This is a genomic window from Asticcacaulis tiandongensis, assembly GCF_006475605.1.
GTDB classification, from domain to species: Bacteria; Pseudomonadota; Alphaproteobacteria; order Caulobacterales; family Caulobacteraceae; genus Asticcacaulis; species Asticcacaulis tiandongensis.
Window position 1 is genome coordinate 21,735 of sequence record NZ_SSBC01000025.1, and the last position, 8,733, is coordinate 30,467.

Here is an 8,733-nt window from a genome sequence, read left to right on the forward strand (position 1 = left end):
GCCCTTTCTACAGACAAATTTGCACCCAACCCAGCTCACTGTCAAGGAAAATTTTTGCTGTAGGCAATCCTACAGACTTTATTTTAGTTTCGTGCACTCACGGTCAAGTCGCCGATTGAGTGCTCATTCGAGCGCAATATCAATTGCTTAAGGCGCCCCACAATTGCCAAGGACGACTGGCTGAGGTCGACCGTGACAAACCTGATCTGATGCCCCTGAATTTCGACGCTCTCATCCAGGTCGCCCCCGACAACCGGATGCAAAAACATACCCGCCGCGTTCAAAGACAACGGGTCGTCCGGCCGCTCTTGGCTTCGCAAATAGGTATAGAGCTGATAAATATAACCGCTCTTGAGTACGGCCTCTCTGTGCTGGGACTGCGCGAGAATGGACGTGAATTTCGTATCGATGATAATGCGCTGACCGAGCGCCTTGTGTTCTAGCGTAATGTCCGACTTCATGCCGGGAAACAGGGCTTGTGCTCCCGGCGTCAAATACGCGATCTGCCAAGCGAGCGGCCTTCCCTGATTTACTGACCAACCGCTATGCGCCAGTTCGATCTTGTAAAGATTTCCGATCGCCTTCTCGAACAACTTCCTGACCAGTACCTCGTCCTTCTCCACCTGCGTCATGGCGTGGCCACCCTGATCCTCAGTCGGGAGCAGTAAATCAAACACCAGCCGCGCCAGCGTCACCATCAACAGGTCATCCACATCATGGCGACCCATGCGGTCGGCGCTCATCTCGGGCCGCGACGGCTTTACGCCTTCCACCCCCTGCCGGCCGAGGTCTCCGGCCAACCGGGCACATTCATGACTGAGAACGGCATCATCAACGCGGGCAGCCATCGCGTCGAGCGCAGCGCGTACGAGGCGGTTACGCGGTGTATCGAAGGTGAATTCCTCAAAGCGGCAGGCGATCATCCCCTTGTTGAGAAGGTCGCCCGAATAGGTCCTGAGGACATCGATCCGACCCCTGACACGCGGCAGAATGGCCTCACGGCGCTGGTAACCGCGACTGAGGTTACGCCGCAGACGCCTGTCGACGGCATAGCAAAGAAGGCGCGCGACCAGCGACGGGAAGTCAGGCGCGTCTTCTACCTCTGCCATATGTTGCCCATGAAACCGGGCGAGGTTCGACGCATACAGGAACAAGAGCCAGATGTTCCGCACGGGAATCCGGCCGATCAACCGACCCTCGGCCGAGACCGTCTGCTCCGATGCCGCCGCCAGCATCAAAACCCTTCCAGCAGCTTGGCCGAAGCGCTAGCAACTTTGTCAGGTGCATCAAACCAGTATTCTTCCAGGAGGGGGATGATTTCCGTGGCGACGATATCCTTGAACCACGCTCTGCCGTCGGCGATGGCTGCTCCTGGCTGCGGGGTCACATAGCTGTGCCCGACGCGGTATTGGGGCCCGAGCGAGCGGTCCTGGCCGATCTCGTCGTTGAGCGCGTTGAGGCGCTGCTCAATTAACGCGATGACGTCAGCCGAGACGCCGCACCGCGCCGTGCACCACTCTTTCCAAAGCCCGTTCAACTGCGGCTCCAAATGGATGAATGCGAAACGGCGGCGCAGCGCCAGATCCACAAGGGCGAGCGACCGGTCAGCGATATTCATCGTCCCGATCACATGAAGGTTGCGCGGTATGTAAACGCGTTCGTCAGCATCCAGGCGGTAGGCAAGTTCCATCGCCTCTTCACGGCTGCGCTTGGTATCCTCAAGCAGGGTCAGCAGCTCACCGAATATCTGCGCAGGGTTGCCGCGGTTGATTTCCTCGATGACGAGGACGAACGGCCGGTCGGGCTCGGCTTTCGCCGCCTCGACGATTTCAAGGAATATCCCATCTGTCAGCTTGAGCTTGCCCTCACCAGAGGGTCGCCAGCCTCGAACAAAATCCTCGTATGACAAGGACGGGTGAAACTGAACGACACGCAGCCTGTCACGGGTTACCTTTGGGTCTTTCGATCCGATAAGGGCGTAAGCAAGTCGCTTGGCAAGCCACGTCTTGCCCGTACCGGGCGGCCCCTGCAACACCAGGTTCTTCTTACTCTCGACGCGCGCAATGAGCTGCGCGAGAGTCTCGGCGGGAAGGAAGCATCCTTCATCGGCAATGTGCGCAATCGTGTAGGAGGGCGCAGCCGCTTCTTCCTCGGTCTCCAACTCTTCGTCTTCGAAGAACTCTTCGAGAGAATGTGATTTCAACCCGGTGCTGTACTTCTTGGCAAAATACGGCACCTCATTAATCCAGAAATCATAATCCTGCTTGCCGTTGGCAAAGGTAAAAAGGATGAGGCGGCGCGCCAGCTCATCGCTGCTATCCGCCTCCACGACCGTGACTCGGTAAGTGTAGAATAGCCACTCCCGTGGCGGGTCCAGAACTTCCCAATCCACCTTGACGGTTTTACCGTCTCGCAAATTCTCGGTGATGGTCCCAATCGCCTTGATCTTCATGCAAGAGACGACTTTACCGCGATTGTCGAACGGTAAGCCGCGCTTGCGTGTATAGGACGCCTTGATGGCGATCCGGTCACCCGCCTTCATCCGCATGATTTCATCGGTGAACTTGTTGTGCTGACCGTTTTGCCAGATCCCTTCCTGGAAGAATCTGGGCGCCTGATCATCAGTGCCACCCCATGACGCGCCGACAAACCAGAAACTGCGGGCAGGGTCGGCAAAAAGCTCGTGCCCTGCAACCGTGTCCGGCGCTGCTTCTTCTTCGTCATCGGTAGCCTTGAACTGTGTCCGCACTTCCCGGAAAAGCTCCAGCGCCTCCGCAGGGGTAAGGCTGGAGTTCCGCCCTTCGGCCGTCAGCACCCATATCCCGCGCTTGCTGCCGTCAATGAGCCCACCCTTTGCCAGATAGAACCGCGCCCAACCAATCTTGTTCTCGAATTTCGACTGCCCGCTTTTGTTCAGGGCCGCGATCTCATCCTCGGGAATGTCATTGTTCTCTTTGATCCACGCATAAACCTGCTCCGGCGCAGCCTGTCCACCAAGCGCCTGCAGCGCCATGAGCACCGGGTTGAAGTATTTGACAAAGCGCGGGCCACCGACATCATCCTCTGATGATGCCTCAACCTCTACGCCTAGCTCATCCGGCGCGGTGCCCGCCCAAGAGAAAACGGCTTGCTGCTGTTCGCGCAGAAACTTCTGGGGATCATCGATTGTCAGACCGAGCTTTTTCGCGGCAGCGAGAAAGCCGGACAGTGCATCCCCCTCAAGGTGCCCCGTTTCGACACTGTCCTTGTTAACGACTATCGCGGTAAGCAACGGCCAGCCGCGTTCATGAGCAATCCTCACAAGATTATCGAGGTGTTGGGGTATAGGGCGACGGGCTTTCTTCCACTCTACGCCACTTGCGGCAGCAACGTCACCGTAGGTTACAAACTTTCCCTGCCGGGCGCGCTCAAGAATAGCCTTATAACTTCTATTTAAATCTAAGCTCATTAGTTCCCCCATTGCGCCCCATGTTGCAATGTCCACCGAGCAACGGCAAGCTCTTGAACGCGCTGAGCGTTGATAGTGCAGGTATATTTCCATAGCCATAAAGCTCTGCTTCGTCTGGAGCCGTCCGTCGCCCTCGCCAGCTGAGGGGCGGCGGCGGAAACAGCCGAAGCCAGCGCCTGCTTTGGTGGTGGCTCCGGAGTCCTCCCTAAGCTAGTGCGAAGGATCGTTACCCGCACGGGCGGAGACCTGTGAGCGGGGCTCCGGGCAAAGCCGAGAGCCTGACCGCCTGCGGTCGCGCCATTTCTTAATAATGTACAAAATTCTGGCCGCGAACTATCCTTATGACCAATCAAATGAACAAAACTTGACTATCCCCCAGCCCCATGGCACAATGTACAAAATTATGGACATGAGAAGGCCTCACGTCCACTCAAATGAACAAAACAGGTATAACCGTGCCCCGTCAAAGAAGCTACTCTAGAATCACGCATCAGGCGCTCGCCATGCTCGGCAAGCTGATCCGCGTCGGCCGGGCCGAGCGCGGCCTGACCGCGCAGGAACTGGCGGACCGCGCCGGTATCAGCCGCACCACCCTTTCCAGTATCGAAAAAGGCGCGCCGGGCCCTGAGATCGGCATCGTCTTTGAGGTCGCCTCCATCGTCGGCGTGCGCCTGTTCGACTATGACGAGCGCACGCTGCAGATGCACAATGCCCGCCTTGACGAAAAACTGACCCTGCTGCCGAAGAGCGTCCGCCACGCCGTGAAGGAGGTCGATGATGACTTCTAAGGCGGACGCGACAGAAGCCTTTGTCTGGATGTGGCTGCCGGGGGCAACGGAACCGGTGGTGGCCGGCCGCCTCGACCAGGATGGCGAACGCCTGCTCTTTACCTACGGCGCCAGCTACCGGCGCCGTAAGAGCGCCATTCCCATCTACGAGCCTGAACTGCCACTCCAGGAAGGAGTCACCGCGCCCATCAACGGCCTCCAGATGGCAAGCTGCATCCGCGACGGCTCGCCGGATGCCTGGGGCCGCCGTGTCATCATCAACAGGCTGACGGGCAAGAAACCTGATGCTGCCGGCGTGCCGGAAATCAGCGAGCTGACCTTCCTGCTCCAATCGGGCTCTGACCGCATTGGCGCCCTCGATTTTCAGGCATCGGCCACAGAGTATGTCCCCCGCCTTGCCGCACAAGCCTCGCTTGACGAACTCATGGAGGCGGCCGCCCTCATCGAAAAAGGCGTCCCCCTGACCCCCGCGCTGGATCAGGCCCTCAATCACGGCACGTCGATTGGCGGCGCCCGCCCGAAGGCGCTCATTGACGACGGGACGAAGAAATTCATCGCCAAATTCTCAGCCGCCAACGACACCTACAGCGTCGTGAAGGCCGAATTCATCGCGATGAAGCTGGCATCTGCCTGCGGACTCAACGCCGCGCCCGTGTCGATGACCAGTGCCGCCCATAAGGATGTGCTGCTTATCGAGCGCTTTGACCGCACGCACACAAAGGACGGCTGGACGAGGCACGCCATGGTCTCAGCCCTGACCATGCTGGGCCTTGATGAAATGATGGCCCGCTATGCCTCATACGAAGACCTCGCCGAACTGATCCGCCACCGCTTCACCGATCCCAAGGACACGCTCAAGGAGCTCTACGGGCGGATTTGCTTCAACGTGCTGTGCGGCAATACCGACGACCACGCCCGCAACCATGCCGCCTTCTGGGACGGCAAAAGGCTGACCCTGACGCCCGCCTATGACATCTGCCCGCAGGGCCGCACCGGCAACGAAGCCACGCAGGCCATGCTGATCAAGGGCGAGAGCCGCGCCAGTACGCTCGCCACTGTGCTCGCTGCCGCGCCCGACTATCACCTGAAAGAGGCGGAGGCCGCCGCGCTGATCGAACACCAGATCACAACCATCGCCGAACACTGGCAGGCAGTCTGCGAGGAAGCAGACCTCAGCCCCGTCGACCGCAAACTGTTTGCCGGACGCCAGTTTCTTAACAGCTACGCCCTCGAAGGCCTCGATAACCACAAGGCATTGCAGGATACCTTCGGCGCCGCACACAACAAGCTGCTCGCGAGCCGAGGCGCCTGACAATGACAGCGCCCAACCAGCTCAAAAGACGCGCCTGGCCGGGAGCCTTCCTTCGCTCCCTCGGCCATGCCTCATGGGCTGCCGAGCAGACCGCTTCTGGCATCACCTTCCTGGGCAGCCGCTATCAAGCGCCTTTTTCGTCATGGGTGGGCCCGGCGCAGATCACCAGCACGTTGGGTTTCACCACGATAGAAGTGAAGCTGGCCGGCGGCCAGAGCGCAAGGCTCGCAGGCGTACCACCGCACGATGCTGCCAGCTTCATCTCTGCGGCCAACGAAGCCTTCCGCGCCCACTTCCTCAAACAATTCGAAACGGCACAAGACGAACTGACCGCGCTGTCCGAAGTCATCGCGCGCCTCGGCCAGCCCCGCCGCTACCCCGCCGCCTGCCTTCTTTCCCCCTTCCTGACGCGCGCAACCACCGTAATGGAGTCATTGCCAGAGACCATCCCTGACGGCGTCCTCTCAGAGGATCAGCAGAAGCTCATTGAAATTGTCCGCGCCTTCCAAGAACATCCCGAAGAAGCGCGCCGCACCGCCATCCAGCGCTTCATCGACTCCGACCTCGCCGACATGAAGGGCTTTTTCGACACGATCGAGAAAAACCCGCTGACGCCGGAGCAGCGCCTTGCCGTCGTGACAGACGAGGACGCAACGCTCGTCCTCGCAGGCGCCGGTTCAGGCAAGACCAGTGTCATCGTCGCAAAGGCCGCCTATCTCGTTGAACGCGGCATCCGCAAAGCAGACGAAATCCTGCTCCTCGCCTTCGGCAAAGACGCCGCCTCCGAGATGGCGGAACGCATCAAGGAACGGGCGGGCGTAGACGTCGACGCGCTAACCTTTCACGCGCTTGGTAACCGGATCATCCGCGAGGTTGAGGGCAAGGGTCCGGCGCTGGCCGACCATGCCAGTGATGACGCCAAGTTCCGCGCGCTGCTCAGGGACATTCTTCTCAACGAAGTCGCCTCGAAGGCCGGGCTTGGCAAGCTCATACTGGATTGGTTTTCCGAGTTCTATTGGCCATACAAGAGCGAATGGGACTTCAAGACACAGGATAGCTATTTCCAGTGGGTGGAGGCCCATGAGCTCCGCACGCTGAATGGCGACCTCGTCAAAAGCTTCGAAGAATGGGAGATTTCCAACTGGCTCTATCGCCACGGCATCGCGTTCGAATACGAGCCACTCTATGAAGGACCGCTCCCCGAGGATGCCCGCGGTCCTTACAGGCCTGATTTCCGGCTAACGGAGAGCGGCATCTACATCGAGCATTTCGGCGTCCGCAAAGAGCGCGGCATTAATGGTGCAGTGCGCCTCACGACCGCCCCCTATATCGACCGCGAACGCTACCTTGCCGACATGGAATGGAAGCGCCAGCTGCACGCTGCGAACGGCACGACCCTTATCGAAACATTCAGTTACGAGAAGGTCGAGGGCAAGCTGCTCGACAATCTCAAGGACAAGCTCGCTCCCCACGTCGCCTTCAAGCCCGTTACCACCGACCAGCTCTTCACCACCCTCGCGGCGATGGGCCAGGTCGATGCCTTCACGCAGACCCTCGGCACGTTCTTGAGGCACTTCAAAAGCTCCGGCGCCACCATCACCCGGTGCGAAGCACGGGCCGCCCCCTCAGGGGATGTGCCGCGCAGCCGCTCATTCCTGAAAATCTTCGATGCTCTGATCGACGCCTATGAAGCGCGCCTTGGCGACATGATCGACTTCGAGGACATGATTGTCCGCGCCACCGCCCATATTGAGAGTGGCCGTTACAAAAGCCCTTACCGCCATATCCTGGTCGATGAGTTCCAGGATATCTCCAAAGGGCGTGCGCGGCTGCTTCGTGCCATGAAGGCGCAGCATGACGATGCACGCCTGTTCGCCGTCGGCGATGACTGGCAATCCATCTACCGTTTCACCGGTGCAGATATCCATCTGATGCGCAATTTCGGCGCTGAGTTTGGCGGCAAGTTCGCCGGCAACAACGGCGTGCACAGCACCGTCGATTTGGGGCGCACCTTCCGCAGCGTTGATAAGATTGCCCATCCGGCGCGCCAGTTCGTACTCCGCAACCCAGCGCAAATCAAAAAGACCGTCATCCCTGCCGCGACCACGACGGCCCCAGCCATCATGGTCGCCTATTACAGATGGGGCCAGGAAGGCGATGCCTTGCGATCTGCTCTCGACGACCTCTCAGCCACCGCCGCTCCCGGCACAAGCGTGCTCCTGCTGGGACGCTACCATCACGCCCGTCCTCAGTCGCTCGACGCGCTCGCAGACCAGTTTCCAAAACTGTCGATCCGTTTCATGACGGTCCACGCCTCCAAGGGCCTTGAGGCCGATCACGTCATCATCCTGCGCGCGGTCACCGACACGATGGGATTCCCTTCGGAAATCGTCGATGACCCGCTTCTTGACCTTGTCCTTCCGGAACCTGAGAATTTCGGGCACGCTGAGGAGCGCCGCCTCTTCTACGTGGCGCTGACCCGCGCAAGGCAATCCGTCACCATTCTCGCTGACCGGCAAAAACCCTCTTCCTTCGCCAGAGAACTCATCGAAAACTCCGACTACCAGGCCATTGAGGTCGGCGAGCCCGGCATCGCCGAGCGCCATTGCCAGGCCTGCGGCGGACGGATGCTCGCGCAGACATCCCAGAGCGGCGGTACGTTTTTTCGCGTGCGAGCATCGCCATCTCTGCGGCCAGACCCAGAAAGCCTGCAGCACCTGCGGCAATGGGCTGCCCGTTAAGAAGCCGACAGACCCCGACAATCTCATCTGCAGCTGCGGCGCAGCATTCCCGGCTTGTCCCGAATGCACAGACGGATGGCTTGTCGAGCGCCGCGGACGAAACGGCACGTTCCTCGGCTGCGTAAACTACCCCGCCTGCAAGGGCACACAGAATCTCTCCCGTCGCGGGGGCCGCAGCCGACGGAGGCAGTGAGATTCAGAGAATCATCCCGAACGGGACGATATTTGGACTTACACTCGCTTAAGAGCAGAAAACGTCCCGATCCGGACGTTCTTTCCGCGCGAGGGATCGTCACCCGGATGGGCCGAGACGCTGTCTGGCCTGTCCCTGGTTTGACGGACACGAAGTTTAGCTCGTCAAGTTTGAGCGAGCTTTTGTTCAAAGTCTATAGGGCTGAGATAGCCCAGGGTTGAATGCCGTCGGGTTGGGTTATAAAATCGTTC

6 protein-coding genes are annotated in these 8,733 nt (G+C 59.6%); 4 read left to right on the forward strand and 2 right to left on the reverse strand.

From position 1 onward, the window contains the following. Nucleotides 1–83 precede the first annotated feature (83 nt). Both mcrC and E5201_RS14710 read right to left on the reverse strand, forming a co-directional pair. The gene (gene mcrC / locus E5201_RS14705) at nt 84–1,235 is read right to left on the reverse strand and encodes a 5-methylcytosine-specific restriction endonuclease system specificity protein McrC (RefSeq protein ID WP_140987205.1); all 1,152 of its coding nucleotides are present in this window, start codon (nt 1,233–1,235) and stop codon (nt 84–86) included. Further along, complete coding sequence (locus E5201_RS14710; RefSeq protein WP_140987206.1) at nt 1,235–3,448, reverse strand: AAA family ATPase; 2,214 nt, start codon at nt 3,446–3,448, stop codon at nt 1,235–1,237. Before E5201_RS14710 ends, mcrC begins: the two co-directional genes overlap by 1 nt. A 503-nt stretch (nt 3,449–3,951) precedes the next feature. Between E5201_RS14710 and E5201_RS14715 the strand changes: the two genes are divergently transcribed. Genes E5201_RS14715 through E5201_RS15170 form a run of 4 tightly spaced genes read left to right on the forward strand, consistent with a single transcriptional unit; the run spans nt 3,952 to nt 8,482 of the window. Continuing rightward, a complete protein-coding gene (locus E5201_RS14715) occupies nt 3,952–4,236 on the forward strand; it encodes a helix-turn-helix transcriptional regulator (RefSeq protein WP_181404672.1) in 285 nt (94 codons plus the stop codon). Next, nucleotides 4,223–5,548: a type II toxin-antitoxin system HipA family toxin gene (locus tag E5201_RS14720; protein ID WP_246050820.1), complete on the forward strand. Its 1,326-nt coding sequence runs from the start codon at nt 4,223–4,225 to the stop codon at nt 5,546–5,548. The genes E5201_RS14715 and E5201_RS14720 overlap by 14 nt, the downstream gene beginning before the upstream one ends. A gap of 2 nt (nt 5,549–5,550) precedes the next feature. After that, nucleotides 5,551–8,289: a UvrD-helicase domain-containing protein gene (locus E5201_RS14725; RefSeq protein ID WP_219993658.1), complete on the forward strand. Its 2,739-nt coding sequence runs from the start codon at nt 5,551–5,553 to the stop codon at nt 8,287–8,289. A gap of 25 nt (nt 8,290–8,314) precedes the next feature. Next, entirely contained in the window at nt 8,315–8,482 is a 168-nt protein-coding gene (locus E5201_RS15170; protein WP_425456588.1) for a topoisomerase DNA-binding C4 zinc finger domain-containing protein, read from the forward strand. Nucleotides 8,483–8,733: the final 251 nt, after the last annotated feature.

Coding starts and splice junctions, on each gene's coding strand:
- E5201_RS14710 (WP_140987206.1), bottom strand. CDS start 3,448: ATGAGCTTAGATTTAAATAGAAGTTATAAGGCTATTCTTGAGCGCGCC.
- E5201_RS14725 (WP_219993658.1), top strand. CDS start 5,551: ATGACAGCGCCCAACCAGCTCAAAAGACGCGCCTGGCCGGGAGCCTTC.
- mcrC (WP_140987205.1), bottom strand. CDS start 1,235: ATGCTGGCGGCGGCATCGGAGCAGACGGTCTCGGCCGAGGGTCGGTTG.
- E5201_RS14720 (WP_246050820.1), top strand. CDS start 4,223: ATGATGACTTCTAAGGCGGACGCGACAGAAGCCTTTGTCTGGATGTGG.
- E5201_RS14715 (WP_181404672.1), top strand. CDS start 3,952: ATGCTCGGCAAGCTGATCCGCGTCGGCCGGGCCGAGCGCGGCCTGACC.